Raw genomic sequence first — 20,221 nt, 5'->3', positions numbered from 1 at the left:
TCTGTGAGGTTAGAACAAGCGTTTTTGCTTGTCCTATGCTATCAATATATGATTTATTTTATAAAATGTGAATCGTTAATAGAATTATTTTATCCATTTTATATGATCAAATGGATAAAATACCATTTCTACTTTACCTATTATATTTGATTCATCAATAAGTCCAAGTGTATTCCTACTATCTTTACTATGATTACGATTATCACCTAACACAAATAATTTATGCGTAGGAACTTTTATTTCTCTAAAATTTGAAAAACGATTGGATACTTGTGACATATCTAAATGTATATACGACTCATCACGCTTTTTACCGTTAATAAATACCTCATCCTCTTTTAGTTGTATGTTATCCCCCGATAATCCAATAATTCGTTTCACATAGTAAGTAGGCTCGTCTTCTTTTTTTATAATGACAACATCTCCATGATGAAAAGACGATAAACAGATGTTTACCTTATTAACAAGTATATAATCTTTTTCATTCAAAGTAGGTTGCATCGAAATTCCTTCTACCATACAAAATAAAAAGGACTTATTAATAAAAATAACCCCTATTATAATGAATATGTAGCTACATATGTTCCTCCAATATTTTAGAATAAACAGCTTCATATATACCTCATTTCTAATCTATTCCCAGATAAAAACGCCTCTAGTTTACAGGAATGCTAGAGACGTTTCGTACATTTTAATTCTCTTTAGAGACATCTGTTTTTGGCGCTTCACCAGTTAATCGCTTATTTTTCAAATCAAAATAAGCATCTAAAACTTCTTTTCCAATATCGGAGTTAATGCCCGATTTATCATTTTCAACCCACGGTACTACAACAGAAAATGCTACTTCTGGATCATCATATGGCGCATATCCAGCTAATGTTAAGTTATAACATTCTCTACGATCGCCTTTCGCATTTCGCCCAATTTCATTTTCTCCACCATATACAGTTTGTGCGGTCCCTGTTTTACCAGCTGGTTTATATGGTGCTTTTTGGAACGCTCTTACTCCCGTTCCATCTCCTTCTTGAAATACTTTTCTAAATCCTTCTTTTACTTGATTAATATATTCTTGTTTCATATCGATTCTATTTAAAACAACGGGTTCTATTGATTGTACTACTTTACCAACCTCATCTTTTTGAACGGTTTGTTCTCTAATCTCTTGAACAATTTGTGGCTTCATTCGATACCCTCCATTTGCGATAGTAGAAATATATTGTGCAAGCTGAAGTGGTGTATACGTATCATATTGTCCAATAGAATAATCTAATAAGAAACCAGGCTGATTATCTTTTCTTCCAATTTGCCCTGCAGTTTCATTTGGTAAATCAATACCAGTTTGTACACCTAGTCCAAATTGCCTGAAATAATACCTCATTTTATCAAAATATTCTTGTTTAATATCTAGTGAACTATTTTTCACATAACCCACGCCAGCAATTTTTAATGCTATATTAAACATATAAACGTTTGAAGAAACTTGTAACGCTCTTAGATCGTCTATATCACCAAAATTTTTCCAAGACTTCTTTTCCTTAGTTCCTTTAAATTTCATAGGTGCATCATAAAAATGTGTTCCAGGAGTTATTGCATTTGTTTCAAACCCTGTTAACACTGTCGCACCTTTAACCGTTGATCCAAGCTCATATGAACTTGTCAGCGTGCCTAAAGCATAATCTTCAACTTCCATTTTCCCGTCTTTTTCTACAAGCCTTTTCCCAGCCATCGATAATACTTGGCCATTTTTCGGATTCATCATTACTACGAAAGCACGGTCTAACATTGATTCTGATCCTTTATATTGTTTTAATATTTTTTCTATGCTCTCCTCTACTTTTTTTTGCAATTCCATATCTATTGTTAAAGTTAAATTTTTACCGCTTTTCCCTTCCGAAACCGTTTCCGTTCTAATAGTATTTCCTTGTTTATCAGCAATGCTTCTTACTTCTTTTTTTGTACCATGAAGTACATCTTCGTATTGCTGTTCGATATAACTTTTGCCAACTCTATCATTTCGGCTATAATCACGCACTAAATAATAATCTAATCGTTCACGTGGCAATCCTTCATCAGCATTTGAAACGTTACCAAGGACAGAACGGAATAATCCATCATTTACATAGATTCTCTCCCAATCAACTGATGCGTCTACCCCTGGAAGGTTCGCTAAATTTTCACTAATCACCGCATATTCCTGTTCACTAACGTCCTTTTTAATAATTTGAGGTGCCATTTGAAAACCTGAGGTCATTTTACTTTTAATAGCTAACACTTCTATATCTTTAGCCGTTAGTTCTTGAAGATTTTTTTCTGTAACGCGCTTCCTTTTTAAATCTTCTATTTTTTTGTCTAGCTCTTTTCCGGTAATATCTTTATCTCGGAACTTATCTATTTCTTTTTTTGATACTAAGTCTTGAGTAAGTTCTGGATTTAATTGCATCCAAAAGTCTTTCTTATCAGTCTCCGTTAACTTGTCTATATCTTCTTGCGGCATTTCAATAATGTCTGCAAGTTGTCTTGCTGATTTTAATATTTCTTCTTGCTTTACACCTTTCACCTTTGTATATGTAATCGTACGTAAAGACTTATTATCAACTACTGGATTTCCTTCACGATCAAATATTTTCCCACGTGGTACAGAAAGACCAACGGTTGCATTTTCTCTCTTCTCTACTTCATTTTTATATGTTTCTCCATCAAAAATTTGCACTTTCCCTAACTGAATAATAATGCCAGAAAATAATAAAAATACACAAAGGAATAAAATATTTAACCGGAGAGGTACTACTCTACCACTTTTCTTCTCTTGCTTTTTCACCTTGTCATAATCTCCTCCTTACAATATTTCAAATAATAATCACATTTCTATATTAAAAGTAATGTACAATTTCTATACATTGCTTTGTACAAATATCAATATAATGTTTAAAACTTAATAGAAATTAAAACAAAGGTAAAGAAAAGGTAAAGTTTACTAAATTAAATATAAAAAATACCCAATAACAAAAAGCTTAGTTTTCACTAATCGCTTTGTTATTGGGTATTAATTGATTTAAGAATTACTACTAGTGCGTATTGCTATACATTTGTCGTCACAATTAGAAAGAGATTGTTTACTTAGTACTTTCGGTAAGTAAATAGTTACTGTTGTCCCGACACCAACCTCGCTCATGATACTAATTGTCCCTTGATGACTTTCAATAATTTTATAACTTAACATTAATCCAATACCAGTCCCTTTTTCTTTCGTACTATAAAAAGGTTCACCTAATCTCTTAATTCTTTCTTCAGGTATTCCTATTCCTTCATCTATTACATGAATGATGACACCATCATCATTTATTTCTTTTATGTGAATTGAAATTCCCCCACCATTTGGCATAGCTTCGATTGAATTTTGCAAAATATTAATAAATACTTGTTTCAATTGATTTTCTGAGCATTCAATAACTATATCTTTGTCATCCGTAAATAGTTCAACTTGAATATTTGTCATAATTGCTTTTGTATTCATTAACGATACGACATTTTTAAAAATTTGATAAATATTTTTCTTTTCTGTATTTATCTCATCTGTTTTAGCAATTGCCAGAAATTCTTGCAGGATTGCTTCTATCCTTTCAATTTCAGAGAGCATAAGATCAAAATATTTTTCTTGATCTTCTTTATTAATTTGAAATAACTGTATAAAACCTTTAATTACAGTTAAAGGATTTCTTACTTCATGAGCCACGCCAGCTGCTAATTGACCAATTGCTGCAAGCGTATCTGATTTATTTAGCAATTCTTCTGTCTTTTTTCGCTCTGTAATGTCGCGTACAATAATCATAATTTTATCATGTAATAATGGTAAGCACCTAGCCTCAAAGAAATCAATACTTCCATTAAGTGTGAGTGGATATTCTACAATTACATTCGTTCCTTTTTCCTTCACTTGATTAATGGCTTCCTGAAACTGCTGTGCTACTGAAGATGGTAATACTTCGTAAAACTTTTTTCCCATAAAAGCTTCTGCGGGTACGTAAAACTTTGTAGGAGATCCTGCCTTGTAATCTATAATTGTGCCATCATCTTCTGTTAAAAAACATAAATCTGGTAAAGCTTTAAAAATTAATTCCAGTTCAGATGTTTGTTGTTTTAACTGCTCTTCTATCGCTTTTAAATGTGTAATATCTACACCAACAGCCCAATAACTATATCCTGTTACAGGAAACTGTTCTGATATATTCGACCACATTATTGTTTTGATTTCACCATTTTTACATGTTAAGTGCATTTCCCAATCTCTGAAATTTTTTCCACAAGTTAAAAATTTCTTTTGTATTTGATGGCGATAATTATGATCAGGATACAATAATTGCAGTGCATTGGGATTTCCAATTATTTCTTCAGCGGTATAACCTGTTACAATTTCGCATTCTCGATTCCACAAAACAAAATCTCCATTATAATCAAGCGCATCGACCATAACAGGCATGTTTTGTAAAATCGTATGTAGTTCCTCCTCTTTCTGAGAAAGCAACGTTGTATTTTTACTTTGAAATACTTTTATTGCGCTATCTAAAATTAAACTTGAGAGCATTTCAAAGTATTTTTGACAACTGAAAATTTCACTTTTTTTGGACCATACAACAAAAGATCCTAAATGTTGATTGTATAAGAAAATGGGGATTTCAATCTTTGGAAGTTTACTCTTTTTTATCTCATTCATTCCGAATGAAAAAACACATTCTTTTTCAGCATCAAGAAGTTGATGTGATATATTAGTTAATTTATAAAATTGTTCTGCCATGGTTTCTATTGTACTCACATCAATAAGTTCCATTAGCCGCGAATTCATTCCTTTTTCACCTCAATATGTAAAATTAATACAAATCTAAAATTCATACTTCTCCATTATACGAAGAAAGCTAGTGTAGGTATATAGCTGTAGAATAATTATTCGAACAAATTTTATTTTTCAATTAAAATAAGAAAAGAATATATATACTGAATATACCTTTAATTAGTATATATTTCGTTGATTCCTCACTTATTGTCTAGTAACTTGAATTCCTCCTTACATTCACTGAATTTTCACTTGAGAGTCATACACGGTACTAATAGCGGTATAAACATGCAATAAGTATAAAGTTCATAAAATATTCACAATTTTTATGAAAAATATAAACATTTATTCCAATATATTCTATATAATAAAATGTAATAAGGCTTCTATGAATCTCATAGAATACCTTACCCCTAATAAAAAAGAAAAAAGAATCCATTTGGATTCTTTTTTCTTTTTTAATTACATTACATATTTATATAAAGCATGTGCCACACCATGTTCTTCATTTGATAACGTTTCGTATTTACACATTGCTTTTATTTCTTCTACTGCATTCCCCATTGCAATTGATATGTTCGCTTTTTCCATCATAGAAACATCGTTTAGCCCATCACCTATCGCTACAGTGTTTTCAACCGGAATATTAAGATGTTCTGCTAAAGTATATAATCCATTCCCTTTTTGAGCATCTCGATGATTAATCTCTAAATTGTGCCAATATGAAGATGTAATTGCTAAATCTGTATTATGAAGAAATGTTTCTTTGAGTTTTTTTAATTTCTCAATTTCATAAGAAAATGGTAATAATTTATGCACATGTATATCTGTTTCTACAATTGGTTTACAACTTTCCGCACTATGAAACGCTGTATGCTCAAGATATAATGCTGCGATTGTTTCTAACTCTTTCAAGTCGAAATTTTCTTTTGAATTCTTCACATGCTCAATTTCATTACGTACACTCTCTACTCCATAATCCGGTACATACACACCTTTATCAGTATAGAGCTGATAATATAAACCATTCTCTTCAAGATATTCTACAATTTCAAGTGCCTGCATATTTTGAATTGGATATCTCTTCATCATTTTTTTATCTTTATATATAAGAGCACCATTTTCCGCAATGATTGGACACTCTAAATCAACTTCTAACAATAATCGCTCAATGTCAACAATAGAACGTCCTGTACAAATTGCTACAACATGGCCAGCTTCTTGACATGTTCGAATTGCTTCTGCATTTTCTTTACTTATCATTTTATTCCCCGAAAGAAGAGTTCCATCTAAATCAATTGCAATTAATTTCATTATTTCTTCACCACTTTCTATAAATACACGAGTTCTAATTAATTATTAGGTATCGTTTTCATACAATCCTCGTGAGGTACTTCTTATTTATAATTTATGAAAAGCGTTTCAGGTCAAGAAATAATTAAAAATAAAATCCAAAGCTTTTCTTTTTAAAAAAGCTTTGGATTTTAAACTATGAATTATAACTAATGTATTTCGTCTCACACATGTGCACATTTTTTTCTTCAGTTGGGATATATACTTTAAACTTTTCTAACCGTTTTCCATAGACATGAATCGTAATAACGCTTTCATTTTTGCTAATTTCAAGAATATGACAATCCGCTGGCGGAATTACTTTATCTGTTTCTCCTTCTCCCAAATAAAGATTTCCTGTATGTGTTAAATAAACAAGTGAATTTCCAAGTTGTTTCGTTTGTATAAAGTTCTGCACCATAATCCTTCCTGAAAAAACGCCTTCTACTCCCCATGTGCCGTCATGATCATGTAAAGGTGTAGATTGTCCATCTTTCCATACGAGAGCTAGTACTTCAAAACGTTTGAGCGGATCTTCATACAATAAATGTCGTGCATATTGAGTCAAATTGGCCTTCTGTTTATCTAACGGAAGCCATGTTTTCTTTTCTAAAAGTTCTTCTAGTAACTTTTCAATGCCACACACTATTTCTTCTTCAAATAAACCGTTTTCCATAAGATCTGTAACACCTTTAATAAACTTTTGAAATGATTTACTTCCATTACAAGTCAACATAAGAATCCTCCTCTACGTTTTATACAATTCCATATTAAGGTAATTACCGAAAACTCACAATTGAGAAACAAAAAACAAGATGCAAATGTATGCACCTTGTTAAGATTTTTATTTAGCTTTCAAACGAATAGGTAAGTATTTTAATGTTTGTTCATTTTCCAATATACATTTTTCTAAACAGAAAGATGGAGATAGCTCTATTTTTTCAAAAGTATTTATAAAGGTAGTTAATGCAATCTCAGCCTCTAAACGTGCAAGTGGTGCTCCTAAGCAAAAGTGAGGACCTTTCCCAAAGGTTAAATGCTTTTCATTTCCTGTTCGATGTACATTAAATTGAGAGGCTTGTGAAAATTTTTTCTCGTCTAAATTCGCTGTACTAACCCACGCAACAATCATCTGATCCTTTTTCATTAAAGGACCAAATATATTTGTATCCTCTGTAATCCTCCGGGCCAATGTAACAGGAAAGCGATAGCGTAATACTTCCTCAATCGCTTTTGAAATTAAGTTAGGTTCTTTTCTTAACTCTTCATAAATTCCAGGTGAATCTACTAAAAAGCAATAAAAGCTATTAATAATTAAATTTGTAGTGGTTTCATTCCCAGCCGCTAGTAAACCTAATGAAAAGGTTACAATTTCCTCATCGGTTAATCTTTCGCCTTCATATTCAGCTCGAATTAAATCAGATATGATATCATCGGTTAAATGATATCTCTTTTCCTGAACAATCGGTAAAAGGTATGCTTTGAATTCATTTAATGCTATCCCTTTCTCGGCATCCAGATCATTAAACTTTTCTTTACTATACGGCATAAATAAAATATCAGACCATTCTTTAATTTTTTTACGATCTGTTGTTGGGACTCCTAATAAATCAGAAATAACGGTAACAGGTAAAGGTGCAGCAAACTGTTCAACGATATTAACTTCACTACATTTTTCGATATGTTGTACAAGTTCATCTGCGATAGCCTGTATTCGAGGTTTCCACTGTTCTAAACTTCTTGGAGTAAATGCCTTAGAAACAATGGAACGTACATTGCGATGTTCTGGTGGATCTGTAGAGTTTATATTTATTCTAGTTTCTAAAGGAGGGATTGAGAATTGTCTGCGCTCCCTTCTACTTGAAAATAAGCGATAATCTGATAAAACACGATTTACATCATCATATAAAAAAACATTCCATACATCCTGCTCTTCATCATAATGAACTGGGTGATTATCCCTCATCAAACGATACCATTCATATGGATTCCATAATTCTTCTTTTGTTTTCAGCTTTGAAATTTCATGAACTAAAATAACATTTTCAGGTGAAGCCATAGTTCTTTCCTCCCTTTTCTTTTACAATAAAAGTGATAGGTCGGCAGTTCAAAGTTGTATAAACTATCATATGTTATTTTAACATATACAAAAGGAGATTTTTCATTAGAGAACTTGAGAAATATATAAGGGGGATTTTTATGTACGTTGACATTTTACTGCTAGCAGAATTAACGACAGGACCAAAACATGGATATGAAATCAAAAAAAATGTTCAAAATCGTTTAGGTGAGAATTTTGAGTTAAATCACAACATGCTTTACCCTGCCCTTCGGCGCTTTGAAAATATGGGTGCTATAACGAAAAAAATACATAAACAAGTTGGAAAACCAAACCGAAATATGTACGATATAACAGAAACAGGAGAAGAAATTTTTTCTGAAATGTTACGAGAGTTTCCCGAAAAACTTGCGACAAATAATGCAGAATTTCTTGTTCGTATCGCGCTATTTGAAAAACTTGAATATGAAGCTAGAAAAGAGATTTTGACTGTACGTCAAAACGTACTACATAATCAACTTACCGCTATTCAGTCTCTAGAGGTTACCTCACCCTTTATTACTGAAGTCATTGAATTTAGTAAATCACGAATTGAACATGAATTGAGTTGGATTACATCACTTATGAAGAAAATATGAAAAAATAACAAGAAAAGTTAAAAACAATGAATGAAAATGATATTTATTATCAATACTATCATTAATAAAAGGGCAACCACGATTTGGCTACCCTTAAAAAATTTACACTTCTGGATCGAATGTTTTGCAATCTGTTTCTTCCGTTGTAGATGCATGTTTACCTTTATGACTTACTACGTAAATTGCCTCTGCACTACATTTATTACCGTTCGCCCAAAATTTACAGTTGTTTACTTCACATAAAACGTCTTGTGCCATAGTATCACACCTCCTTGTTCTATTATCATTAACAAAATTCGGAGGTATGATACTATTTGTCATCCATTTTTCATTCCCTTTTTAGCTTTCTTAATGGTTCAATATCTCCGCGTACAATAGCATCAATATTTCCAGTTATTTTTTCAATATCAAAATGCCACCATTGAATTTGCAATAATTCTTGAATTATTTCATTTGAAAATCTCTCTTTTATTTTATTTGCAGGGTTTCCACCAACAATTGTATATGGTGCGACGTCTCTAGTCACAACAGATTTAGCTGCAATGATTGCACCATCCCCTATTTTTATTCCGGGCATAATTGTTGTATCCATACCAATCCAAACGTCATTTCCTATAACTGTATCACCTTTATAAGGTAAATCAGACAAACTAGGTGTATACTTCTCCCACCCATTTCCAAATATATTAAATGGATATGCCGAAAATCCATCCATCCGATGATTGGCTCCGTTCATAATAAAGTTAACTCCAGATGCAATACAACAAAACTTTCCAATAATAAGGCGATCTCCAAGAAATTCATAATGATGTAATACTCGATCTTCAAATGTTTCTCCATCTTTCGCATCATAATAAGAATAGTCACCAACAAGTATATTAGGTTTTGTTATTATATTTTTTATAAATTGAACGTTTTGATTTCCTTCAATAGGGTATTTAACATTTGGATTAGGATTCATTTTGTACGGCACTTCCTTTACCACTTATTTCACTTTCTACCGCTATTACTGGCTTTAAATTGTATATAGGTAAAATAAACAATAATCCAATTATAAAAAGTAAAGCCGTCCCTTCATACATCATACTTAATGAAAACATCTCTTTTAATGAGCCAGCTATACTCATCGTTACTACCATTGAACCGGTAAAAAGCGGACTTAAAATACCATTTACACGACCTATAAAATCGGTATCGCTATTTTGAATAATAAGTGTATTTATACCAATTTGGATACAAGGAAGAGCTAAACCACTAAAAAGCTGCGCTGTAAGTGTCACCCATAAATTTGTAGAATATCCTATAATGCCAATACCAATTGCTTGACCAAGCATACCGATAATTAACATCTTTTGCGGAGCAACATTTTTCGCAAATACCATTGCTAATGCTCCGCCAACAATCATTCCCGCACCATTTACTGTTAGTAGCCACTGTAAACTCTCTTTTGATAATCCTAACTGCTCAGTCACAATAAATATACCTAATGGCTGAATTAATCCTATACCTAGTCCTGCAGCCATAAAACAAAGCCCTAGCAAAGTTAATGCTTTTTTCTTTTTGACATACTTAATACCATCCTTCATCTCTTGCAACAGAGTGATATCCTTCTTTTCTACGTCGTTTTCAAGATCTTTCGGAAGAAATAACAATACAACTGCCGCAAGTAAAAACGAGATACCTGTTATGATGATTGAAATATAAATTCCAAAACTATGAAAGATAAATGTCCCTAGTATTGGTCCTAATACCATAAATATTGCAAATATCGTTTGATATATAGACATTGCTAATTGAATTTGTTCCGTTGATAAATGTTGTTTAAACAATTTCATTCCAGATGGTTGTGAAAACTGTGAAAGGATTGCAGAGATGAGTGTCACAAAAAACACAATTTTCCACGTTCCAAACATAAGCGTAATTAATACAGCGAATACTGAAATGGAACTTAACGTTTCACACCATATCATTGTCTTCTTTGGCTTCCACCTATCAGCAAAAGTACCGCCAATAAATGAAAAAATAAAAATTGGAGCGAATTCAGCAACTGAAATCATCGAAATAGCAAAAGCATCACCTTTTGTCATTTCCATTACATATAGTAATACCGCAAAGTTTCGAACCCATATTCCTATTTGTAAAAATAATGCTGATGCTAAAATCCCTTGAACAAACCGATTTTTTAATACTTGTGATACCCCATTGTTTTGTTTCGTTACTACATTTGTCGACATAAAAAAGCCTCCTATTTCATGTTCTGAACAGGAGGCAGCACAAATCATATAAAAAGACTATATATTCGCAGAGCGAAATACATCCCTTTTCTATAAATGTACAGACTAACCCTATTCAGAAGAATATTTCGTTTTTTAACGAAGATCTCTTACAAATAGAATTAGTTGATCATTGGGATGTTTTCACCCTTCCGTTTCGAATTTAAATAACACATACATACTCTATGTAAATCATTTTCGATGTATGCATGTCTCCTTTTAACTATTCTAGAAAGTTAAAGGTAATTCCTCTAAAGAACGCATTAAATAGTTACCTTGCCATTTAATTTCTTCACGATTCCCTTTTATTTGTAGTTCAGGCATTCGATTAAACAAAGTAGTAATAGCAATCTTTGCTTCTAACCTCGCAAGTGGAGCTCCTAAGCAGAAATGACTACCATGACCAAAGGCAATGTGACGGTTGTTCTCCCGTGTAATATCAAATATTTCTGGATTTTCAAATACTGTTTCATCACGGTTCGCTGAAGCCAATGCAATAATAACCATATCTCCTTTCTGTATTGTTTGATGGTGAATTTGAAAAGGTTCCGCTGCCCATCTTGCAGTTGTAACCTCAACTGGAGAATAATAACGCAATCCTTCCTCAATAGCCGAATCAATTAGTTTTGGATTATCTTTTAATAACTGTAATTGATTTGGATTTTCAAGAAGTGCTAATACCGTATTTGTAATTAAATTCACTGTCGTCTCATGTCCTGCGACAATTAATAGCATTATCATTGAATATAGTTCCCGAGCGCTAAGTTTATGCCCTTCACTCTCTGCAAGTATTAAAGCACTCACCAAGTCTTCTTTTGGCTCTTTTCTTTTAATATCAACTAAATATTGAAGATATGTAATAAACTCAGATAGTTGTTTTTCGGTCTCTTTTATTTCTTCAGGTGTTTCTGGTGATGCAATAACAGCATGAGACCAAATTCTAAATTTCGCTTGATCTTCTTTTGGAATACCGAGCATCTCACTTATTACAATAATTGGTAACGGAAACGAATAATCATCCACAAGATTTAATGTACCTTTTCGCTCTATATTACTTATCAAATCATCTGCTATTCTCTGAATTCTTCCGTCTAATTGTGCAATCATCTTCGGTGTAAAAGCTTTTTGAACTAAAGATCGTAAACGACTGTGGTTAGGTGGATCTGAATTTAGCATATGTGTTGTTAAGTGGTCACTATTATCAACGGAAAGATACATGTTCTTTATATCTTGAGAAAACACATTTGTCCAATCTTTTTTTAAACGATTATCTTTTAAAAGTGGCAGAGCATCTTCATATCTAGTAATGAGCCATTCTTTACCGATTTCAACTTGGTTTACAAATAATATAGGTTGTTTTTTTCGCGATTCTTTATAAATTTCATACGCATCTTCTTTAAACTGAGCTGAAGCTAAATTAATGCCATCCTCTATGCTTAACCCAACTTTGTTTTTCATTGACATTGTATTCCCTCACTCTCATTTGTTTTTGAAAACCAACCAACATATGCATTATACTCTAATAAAAACGTGAAAATTGTAAATTTTTAATCAAAATCTTACTTCGTATATTGAAAAATAAAAAATTGAGAGAGTACAATCGTTTTACTCTCCCACCTCTCTTTATGCGAAGCACATAAAATTACTAATTTGTTGATAGCGATAACTTACTTTACGACGACGACCACCTTGCCAAGTGTAACCTGATACTCCGTTTCTTCTCACTTCAGTCGGAAAGAACCATAAATCCCTTCCAAAAGGTCCAGGACGATGTAAACGTAAATAGCCCCATCTTCCTAAACAGTTACACATCCATGATTTCATATTGCCTGGTTGTGCTGGAGAAGCAAATGTAGACGGTAACGATGGCGCTTGTGACGGTGGTGGTGACGTTGGAGCATCCTCCGCATCATCTGGTCTGTAATCTTCTTGTTCAATATCTCTCACTTCATTTGTAGGTTCATACCCGTAGTCATGTGGATTATAATACATCGCTTGATCATATGGATAATTTTGTTGGTTATACATATTAACAAATCACCTTCTTTTCATTCATTACCTTTATCATTCATATGTGATATGCCCTCTCTGGGAAGCTTATGTATAGCCCAAATTCAACTTAAAAAACTCGTATTATTAAAAATACGAGTTTTTTAAAAATAGAATATTTTTATCATCTCCTTAACTTCACACTATAAAAACGCATTTCATCTAACGAACCTTCAAATTCAAATACTTCTTGTTTAATTAATTGTTTCAAGCGATATTCTAAGTAAGTATCTCCAACCAATTGTTCAACAAGACCAAGTGCTTCACCAATTACTCTAGGAGCTTTGAGGAACTCTCGATCAGCACCCACACTTTTCGCGCATTCAATTATAAATTGATCAAAATAATCTTCCTGTACAGAATGCACTTCATTTTCTTTCCACACTCTTAAACATTCTATGCTTTCCGATAATCTATTCCACTCATGTTCAAACTTCATGCGCTTCTCTTCAGTTAAATAAGGTAACTTTATAAAACTTTTTTGGAATAGAGCTAAACTTTCAGGTGGTAATTCTCCCGTTCCACGAATATCATACTCTTGTTTTAATATTTCTCTGCTTGCTTCAGACGTATTAATTATTCGAATGTTTTTCTTATCCTTTAATTGTGCTATTACAAAACTTAGACCTACATGTTCATGTGCATTATCAGCCCTCCAAATTGTAATAGGCGTTTCAACAGGAATAGTATGTAGTTCTTCTATAGTTGCTATAAATCTTAATAAATATTCTTCTTCAAAATAACTATCATATGCAGTTAAGTTATTTATTAACCACTTCTGTCTTGCTAGTTGCCCCTCATTCGTATGCAACTTATATATCGGTCCAATTGAAAAGAATTCCGAAAAAGCAACAACACTCTCTTCAAATAATTCTTCTTGACTTAACATATATTTCAAGCAACCAGCCGTTGAATCATCAAAAGCAATATGTACGTGCGTACTTTCTTTTACATTCCTTTTATAAGTAGGATTACTTGTTAATTGTTTCGGAATATCCATCAAATTTTTAATTGTATCTTCACTATAGTTTTCTTTTAATAAGTTTAACTGTATGAGAATACTTTGAAGTAAACCTTTAGCCTCATCTTCGTACATATCCTCTACAGCATTTTTAATTTTATCTATCACACAAATCCCTCTATTCATTTCAAAAATAACGTAGATTATAGTGTATCATTTTAGTATAGTTCTTTAAAGTCAAATTCAGATTACTACAGCAATCTGGATTTTCAACAAAAGCTCTCCTTATATTTTTGAATTGCTAAATATTTTTACTTTGAAAATCCTTGTATCTAAATGTATAATTATATAAAAACAAAAATATAGGAGCTATATTTATGGATAAAGTACTTACAAATTATAAACATTACTTAAAAAATTGGAGATTTATATTTATTTGCATACTACCTGCTATTGCCTTATTCGTTACTTTCGATGTCATCTTTGAACTACTGTTTCATCAAAATTTCTACTTATCTAACTTAATTTCTGCTATCATATTATTTTTAATATTTATTAACGTTAAAGATAAATTTAAAATTAAAGGCTAAAAAACACTATTTCAAAATAGCCCTTTATTATTGCATCCTACTATAAAATAAGGCTCATAGTAGATTTTCATAAAAAATAAGAGCACCCTGCAATTGGCTGCTCTTATGTGATTAGAGGTTTTTTCTGAGTATTAAGTAGGACACGAAGATCTTGTCCTACTACATAATATATGCTTGTACTTATTATTTCGTGCATGTATTAAGCACCATGTTCAGGTACTTAATATATGCATAGTCATTGCTAAAAAATCTACTCAAATATTCACTGTACAATTTCATATTTATAAATTAAAAAACATCCTCAATGGATGTTTTTTATCTAACGATTTTAAGCTTCCATAAACTTAGCCGGTACACCAATTTTTTCAACTACAGAAGATATATTAGTAGGATTAATCATTACATTTTCAATACATACTAATTTATTTTCTAATATCCCATTCTCTGTAGTAATAAGTTCTTCAAACCGATCTAAAGTCATTGAGAATTTATGTTCACTTCCACCATTCATACTAACTTTTACATACTTCATAGTGTCACCGCCTTTCATAATAATTTACCTTTCGACAAGAAGGCGCTTACATCCTTTTTATTTACTCTTAGATTTCTCACGTTTACATATATTTTGAGAACGGAAACTACTATTATTCACTCACAAAATTATTGCTAATAAAAAAGATAAAGATAAAAATGCACAAAGTGGAATATATAAACCGGTATCCATTCTTGCAAAGTGCGTATCTTTTTGGCGTTTAAAGATACCAAAATAGTTAAATTCACCAATTACTCTAATAGAAAAGACGATCATACAAATCCAGGAACCGACTTGAATAATAACATTAGGAACTGCAAAATGAACAATATTTGCTTGTTGCAACAAAATTATTGCTGCCATACTTAATAATAATGCAATGAACAATGTCATTCCGGCGCGAGGTGTAAACGCCTTTTCCCCTGATTTAGTTGGAATAACACTATTTGTCCCCCAATTACCTCCGAAAGCCCAATATACATGTAAAAAGCTAACTAAGAATAATATACAAGCAGATATATATGTAATGATAAGCATTTTATCCTCCCCTTATTTCATTTTGGTTCCTACCTATAAAATATGCTGTTCCCCTCCGCAATAGCAACCTTCATTTCATTACATAAAAAAACCGTAATGATTTATCAATATTAAGATAAGTCATTACGGGGTTATTAAACTTCATTATGCATTATACCTATTTCTTCGGCGTTCCATCCTTGTTTGACCTTGAACTGCATTTTCTTTGTATGGATCTATTTGCTCTGTCATTTCATATGTTGCAACTGGTTCTTCGTACTTATACTCATGGTTCTTTTCTGCCATTTTACTTTTAGATTCTTTCCCACCAAACTTAAATAGTTTCATCTTTAATTTCGGCAATCTTGGAAGTCTAATCTTAATTGATAATCTTTTGCGTTTCTTTTTTGGTCCAAGTAGATTTATATTTTCTTTATTATTATCTTTCTCTTTGCGGTGAATGAACATCGCAAGTAATCCTCCTAATACAAGTCCTCCAATTAATAGTAATATATATACATAATGGCTTGTCATTAAACTCGTTATGCGTTCAAGTATGACTAACGACTGTACTTCTTTTATATCCCATAGTAAAGCGGCCCATAATGAGAATAAGCCCAAAGTAAGTCCATATGTACGAAAACGGAATAAACATGGAATTAACGCGACACATGCAGCAATTTTTGCATTTGTTATGATTGAACTTGTTGAAATATCCTGATGCCAAATAACTAACAGTAATGTTATAAATGGCGCATACGCTATCCAGCTGCATATACGTGAATACATCTTTTTAGCAAAATAACTACCGAAACTAGTAAAAAATAAAAGCCCTCCAATATATATAGATTGTTCTAGAGGGATTTGCTTTGTAAGTCCTGCAATTGGAAAGAGGCCGCTCAATAGCATTAAGAGCACATCTAATTTCTTCACAATTCCCCATTCCTTTCAAATTTTTTCAATTAATAAAAATCTTTTTCCATATGATATAGTTTTTGTATTTCTAAAAAACATATTAATCCTGTCTGCACATAAAGTAAATATGTAAACGAAAAGATACTTGACAAAGGATATCCTTATTTACATAAAAAAATGACAAATCCTGATCGATATAACGAGCAGGATTTGTTTACTAGTATTTAAAGTAGAGTAATTGAATCTTTCTTTTCTACCTTTACTACATCTACATCCAATTCATCATCAAATTCTTTAAACTCTCTTGCATCTATGTCAGTAATATAAGTCTTCATTACTTTTTCCATATGTACGGAATATGTCATGTGTACATTCTTTTTCGAAAGCATACTAGAATTACAGCACATGTAATGTATCATTTTAGCGATATAATCCCTTTCTACAGGTTTTACACCCAATGGTAAAATTTCAAGTATATATCGCTGAAAAATCCCACTACAATTAAGTGAATATTCACCAGTGCTATAATACATCCCTTTTTGATCTGCATATAAGCCAATGCTATCTAGAGCATCATCCCGCTCTATTACACCGTAACTTGGTACATCAAAACCTGTATTTATTCTAATAATATTTAAATTTGGAACCTTTAAGACCTCTGGAACAATATCAGGTAAAATATCTATATTAATTTCTTTATTTTGTAACTCTTTTATCCAATATTTTCTCAAATTTGCATCTACAATGAAGTAAACTTGTTCATTTTGTTCTTTTGCATATTGTACAATTTCCATTAATGTTTCGAAAACATATTGTTTAAAAAGAGCCCCCATATCATTTCTCTTTGATGGTTGTGGTAAAAATGCATTATGTTTATTTATATTTAATAATACGTAATCAATCGTTTGCCACTCTGTACTCCCATATAATTTATATAAAATTTCTTTTCCTTTTATTTTTGAAAAAATAGGTAAGAAATCGAATTTCGATATTCGTTCAATTGATAAACTAACATATGTACAAGGTAAATTTATCTTATTCCAACTACGCTTCAAAAATCCTTTTTGTTCTAATAGACTAAAAACACTATTTACAATTGTTTTACGAGATACATTTTGTCCTATAAATAAATTAATAAATGTTGAAATACGGTTTGTTCTTGCAAATCCCTCTCTAATGATTTGTTTTGGATCAATTTTTTCGCGTCCATCACAATTTTTCATTGCGATTAATGCTAATGTCGCATCACTGCGCTCACCCGCGGTAGCATAGACAGCTTTCTTAACATCATCTACAAGATTTGTTTTATATTTTTGGCAATATTGCATTTTATATGGATTTTGTAACACCTTTTCAATATTGTATCTCACAATCTTTAATAACACCGGAAAATCTGTATTCAATACATAAGAATTTTCACCAACTTTAGTCAAAACAATTTTGCTATCAAGTAATGCTTGTTCTATTTCCAGCGCTATATTTTCAGACCAAACTTCTAATGTTAATGTCTCTAATCCTTTTGGTGCAAATAAAGGAAATAATTCATTTTTGTTATTTGTTGCTACCTTTTTACATTCTGGAAGTATTGTGAAATAAGAGAAGTTACGCTGAAATTCTTTAAATAAATACTCTCTTTCCTTTACTGTTATACCCGGTTCTATTTTAGTACCTCGAACTTTATAAATTCTCTCATTGTATGGAAATAACACCCTTTTATTTTCCCCTACAATATAATCTTTCGGATATTGGAGAATATGGTCTAAATCCACCTCTCCCCCTATTTGAAAATCATCTTTTAAATTTCTAAATATCTTAATCCATTTCATGCCGGTTGTAGCTTGTTGTATTTTTAGTTTTACAAACCGTATTTTTTTATTATTTGACGCAAACTCTGAGGTAGAAATCAATATCATGCCTCGTTTTCGTCTTAAAAGTAAAGGAATATCTGGATGATTATATTCTTGATAAAATCTCCGAATTCCTATTGAAATATTTAATAATGGAGCGTTCTCACCACCGCGGGTTATGCATTCGAATCGATATACATAGGAGAAAAAATCTTGTGTTTTTTCATCTTTTATCGGCCCAGACATCGCCTCACAAATATTTTGTGATCTAAGAGGGGAAAAATAGATTTCTTCTTCATTTGTATTTTCTAAATATATAGGACGCTCACAAAAAATATGTGAGATTAAAGCGGGCACCCACTTAGAATACGTTTCATTATCATGTAGTACTGGCAAATTAGAAATCAAATCGGATTGCCATTCATATTTTGGTGGTTCTACTAATCTATTTGGTTTCCAATCATGAATAATCTCATACCAACTTTGAAAAATATAATCGAGCTGCTCTTGTCTAATAGGCTCTTTCGATACAATCCATGGTGTATTTTCATTTAATACGTACGGGTTATGCTGAATAAACAATATATCCGAAAACATATCATACAATCTTTCATTCAAACGTTTCAACTTACTCGTTAATAAAAATGTCTTATAATGTATCTCTACGATGTCCAGCCATTCAATAGGAAAGTATATAAATGATACCTTTTCATTTAAAAGGGGTTCTACTATATTTTCAAATGTTAGCAGCCTTAATTTTTTCATAAAATGATTCCTTCCTTTCTTCAGTTGTCTTGATTATCAAAAAGCTAGAACAATAGTTACTTAATCTAATCCATTTAAACCAAGTATTTAAAAGAAACGTAAAAACTGTTTATCTACATAAACTATTATCAAACCGACTCTTTTAAAAATTCAAAGTAATTATCATGTATAACACCTCTATAATATTTGTATTTCAATACATTCGAATTATACATTACACCTAATGCATTGTACTTATCATTTACAATAACTTTACAAAAAACCAAAAAAGAACACCTTAATTCGGTGCCCTTTTTACAAATATCAACCTTTATGTAATTGAACATATAGATAACAGTAATCCTCCAAATGAAATTGCTCCTAGTAAACCTACTACAACTCCTGTTAAACAAATACAATCAGCAAGACAAATAGAAGACTGCGATAATGGAACGAATGACCTACTTGTACCCGAACCATATTGTTTTATCTTCTCATAATTCATATCTAACATTAAATGTAGACATGTTACACCCTCCTCAATAGTATGTAGAGATTCTTTTTCTAATCGCTCCAATAATTTACTATCAAAAGCAACTGCTAGAGGGTACTGCTTATCCGATTTCATATTTTGATAAATTAGTTGCAAACGAGATAATATATTATTTTTCTTCTTTTCAGATGTTACTGTACATTTCATATTATTAAATTCATTTAATAACAGTGATAATTCATCTCTTTTTCCGTATAAATCTTTAGCTATTTTTCTCTTTAGTTTATACGAATGGAAAATAGATTTTAGTTCAACCATATTCATACACTTCCTAATTACATAGTATTTACCCTATTATTTTGTAGATAAACAGTACTTTTTAATCTTATTTAAAATACACTTAAGCAACTTATTTTACTATCGATTAACATTACATTAACCTTA

The 20,221-nt window shown here is 31.6% G+C and carries 19 protein-coding genes; 2 read left to right on the top strand and 17 right to left on the bottom strand.

The window, feature by feature from the left end:
- Positions 1-84 precede the first annotated feature (84 nt).
- From lepB to V6946_RS13610, 6 genes are all read right to left on the bottom strand, one after another.
- Positions 85-615, bottom strand: a complete 531-nt coding sequence (gene lepB, locus V6946_RS13635; RefSeq protein ID WP_033691641.1) for a signal peptidase I — start codon at positions 613-615, stop codon at positions 85-87.
- Positions 616-691: 76 nt separating this feature from the next.
- The gene (locus V6946_RS13630) at positions 692-2,818 is read right to left on the bottom strand and encodes a penicillin-binding protein 2 (RefSeq protein ID WP_006915250.1); all 2,127 of its coding nucleotides are present in this window, start codon (positions 2,816-2,818) and stop codon (positions 692-694) included.
- A 234-nt stretch (positions 2,819-3,052) separates the two neighbouring features.
- On the bottom strand, positions 3,053-4,840 hold the full coding sequence (locus V6946_RS13625) for a PAS domain-containing sensor histidine kinase (protein ID WP_016122581.1): 1,788 nt from the start codon (positions 4,838-4,840) through the stop codon (positions 3,053-3,055).
- 450 nt (positions 4,841-5,290) lie between these two features.
- Entirely contained in the window at positions 5,291-6,142 is an 852-nt protein-coding gene (locus V6946_RS13620; protein ID WP_000766385.1) for a Cof-type HAD-IIB family hydrolase, read from the bottom strand.
- 175 nt (positions 6,143-6,317) lie between these two features.
- Positions 6,318-6,896, bottom strand: coding sequence for a cysteine dioxygenase family protein (locus tag V6946_RS13615; protein ID WP_366981569.1), 579 nt, complete (start codon positions 6,894-6,896; stop codon positions 6,318-6,320).
- A 108-nt stretch (positions 6,897-7,004) separates the two neighbouring features.
- Positions 7,005-8,219, bottom strand: a complete 1,215-nt coding sequence (locus V6946_RS13610; RefSeq protein ID WP_006915243.1) for a cytochrome P450 — start codon at positions 8,217-8,219, stop codon at positions 7,005-7,007.
- 140 nt (positions 8,220-8,359) lie between these two features.
- Here V6946_RS13610 and V6946_RS13605 point away from each other — a divergent pair, with 140 nt between their 5' ends.
- Positions 8,360-8,857 (top strand): PadR family transcriptional regulator, encoded by a 498-nt coding sequence (locus tag V6946_RS13605; protein ID WP_000289121.1) that lies wholly within the window; start codon positions 8,360-8,362, stop codon positions 8,855-8,857.
- 102 nt (positions 8,858-8,959) lie between these two features.
- Here the strand turns inward: V6946_RS13605 and V6946_RS13600 are convergent, their stop codons facing one another.
- From V6946_RS13600 to V6946_RS13575, 6 genes are all read right to left on the bottom strand, one after another.
- Positions 8,960-9,115, bottom strand: a complete 156-nt coding sequence (locus V6946_RS13600; RefSeq protein WP_000046095.1) for a DUF1540 domain-containing protein — start codon at positions 9,113-9,115, stop codon at positions 8,960-8,962.
- A gap of 70 nt (positions 9,116-9,185) precedes the next feature.
- Positions 9,186-9,818 carry a Vat family streptogramin A O-acetyltransferase gene (locus tag V6946_RS13595; protein WP_001069247.1) on the bottom strand — a complete coding sequence of 211 codons (633 nt, stop codon included), beginning with the start codon at positions 9,816-9,818 and terminating at the stop codon, positions 9,186-9,188.
- Positions 9,808-11,091, bottom strand: a complete 1,284-nt coding sequence (locus V6946_RS13590) for an MFS transporter (protein ID WP_000106396.1) — start codon at positions 11,089-11,091, stop codon at positions 9,808-9,810. Before V6946_RS13590 ends, V6946_RS13595 begins: the two co-directional genes overlap by 11 nt.
- 267 nt (positions 11,092-11,358) lie before the next feature.
- Positions 11,359-12,594, bottom strand: a complete 1,236-nt coding sequence (locus tag V6946_RS13585) for a cytochrome P450 (protein ID WP_000062124.1) — start codon at positions 12,592-12,594, stop codon at positions 11,359-11,361.
- A 159-nt stretch (positions 12,595-12,753) separates the two neighbouring features.
- The gene (locus V6946_RS13580; RefSeq protein ID WP_000282680.1) at positions 12,754-13,158 is read right to left on the bottom strand and encodes a hypothetical protein; all 405 of its coding nucleotides are present in this window, start codon (positions 13,156-13,158) and stop codon (positions 12,754-12,756) included.
- A 145-nt stretch (positions 13,159-13,303) separates the two neighbouring features.
- On the bottom strand, positions 13,304-14,308 hold the full coding sequence (locus V6946_RS13575) for a DUF1835 domain-containing protein (RefSeq protein WP_006926088.1): 1,005 nt from the start codon (positions 14,306-14,308) through the stop codon (positions 13,304-13,306).
- Positions 14,309-14,517: 209 nt separating this feature from the next.
- Here V6946_RS13575 and V6946_RS13570 point away from each other — a divergent pair, with 209 nt between their 5' ends.
- The gene (locus V6946_RS13570) at positions 14,518-14,730 is read left to right on the top strand and encodes a hypothetical protein (protein WP_000362067.1); all 213 of its coding nucleotides are present in this window, start codon (positions 14,518-14,520) and stop codon (positions 14,728-14,730) included.
- 328 nt (positions 14,731-15,058) lie between these two features.
- Here the strand turns inward: V6946_RS13570 and V6946_RS13565 are convergent, their stop codons facing one another.
- From V6946_RS13565 to V6946_RS13545, 5 genes are all read right to left on the bottom strand, one after another.
- Positions 15,059-15,262, bottom strand: coding sequence for a hypothetical protein (locus V6946_RS13565; RefSeq protein WP_000878369.1), 204 nt, complete (start codon positions 15,260-15,262; stop codon positions 15,059-15,061).
- A gap of 120 nt (positions 15,263-15,382) precedes the next feature.
- Entirely contained in the window at positions 15,383-15,799 is a 417-nt protein-coding gene (locus V6946_RS13560; RefSeq protein WP_000905571.1) for a DUF3995 domain-containing protein, read from the bottom strand.
- 144 nt (positions 15,800-15,943) lie between these two features.
- Positions 15,944-16,711 (bottom strand): DUF3959 family protein, encoded by a 768-nt coding sequence (locus tag V6946_RS13555; protein WP_006926091.1) that lies wholly within the window; start codon positions 16,709-16,711, stop codon positions 15,944-15,946.
- Between the two features lie 206 nt (positions 16,712-16,917).
- Entirely contained in the window at positions 16,918-19,305 is a 2,388-nt protein-coding gene (locus V6946_RS13550; RefSeq protein ID WP_006926093.1) for an RNaseH domain-containing protein, read from the bottom strand.
- 310 nt (positions 19,306-19,615) lie between these two features.
- Positions 19,616-20,101 (bottom strand): hypothetical protein, encoded by a 486-nt coding sequence (locus V6946_RS13545; protein ID WP_002024190.1) that lies wholly within the window; start codon positions 20,099-20,101, stop codon positions 19,616-19,618.
- Between the last annotated feature and the right edge of the window lie 120 nt (positions 20,102-20,221).

The organism is Bacillus sp. PPSBB_2, assembly GCF_045291115.1.
GTDB classification, from domain to species: domain Bacteria; phylum Bacillota; class Bacilli; order Bacillales; family Bacillaceae_G; genus Bacillus_A; species Bacillus_A cereus.
This window is presented reverse-complemented; position numbering and strand designations above follow the sequence as displayed.